At 75.3% G+C, this 753-nt stretch carries 1 protein-coding gene; it reads left to right on the top strand.

Features of this window, described 5'->3' with window-relative positions:
• The coding region (locus VQ03_RS28335; RefSeq protein ID WP_048454265.1) for a chorismate-binding protein at positions 1 to 753 on the top strand (753 nt) is incomplete at both ends.

Raw genomic sequence — 753 nt, 5'->3', positions numbered from 1 at the left:
CCGCCGCCGCGGCCCGCCTGCGCGCCAACGGACGCACCAAGGGACTCGGCAGGCGGCCCGGCCTCGCGCTCCTCGACAGCGCGATGCGGCACGACACCCTCGGGCGCCATTCCTACCTTGCCGTCGACCCGTTCGGGACGTTTCGGGTGCGCGGCGGCCAGGCCTTCTGGAACGGCGCTCCGGTGCCGGGTGCCCCCCTCGATGCCTTGCGGGCGGTGCTCGCTCCCTATCGCTCCGAGCCGGACCCGGACCTGCCGCCGTTCCAGGGCGGGGCGATCGGCACCATCGCCTATGATTTCGGGGCGAGCCTGGAGCGGGTGGCACCGCCCGCGCGCCGGGCCGGCCTCACCGACGACCTGGCCTTCGGGCTCTATGGCTCGGTCGTCGCCTTCGATCACCGGGCCGGCACCTGCCTGCTGATCGCCACCGGCTTCCCCGAGACCGACCCGGGCGCCCGGGCGCGGAAGGCGGCGTCCGACCTCGACGCCCTGGAGGCGGCCCTGAGCGGCCCGGAGCCGGCCCCCGGGGCCGCCCCGGTCGCGGCCCTCGCCTGGCGCTCGAACTTCACGGCGGACGCCTACGCGAGGGCGGTCGAGCGGGTGCGGGACTACATCCGGGCCGGCGACATCTACCAGGCCAACATTTCTCAGCGCTTCGAGGCGGCCCTGCCGCCGGGCTTCGACGCCTTCGCGTTCTATCGCCGCCTGAGGGCGCGCAACCCCGCGCCCTTCGCGGCCTATCTCGAGGTCGACG

The organism is Methylobacterium tarhaniae (genome assembly GCF_001043955.1).
Lineage (GTDB): Bacteria > Pseudomonadota > Alphaproteobacteria > Rhizobiales > Beijerinckiaceae > Methylobacterium > Methylobacterium tarhaniae.
Note: the sequence above shows the minus strand (reverse complement) of the source record. Positions and strands in the feature narration are given on the sequence as shown.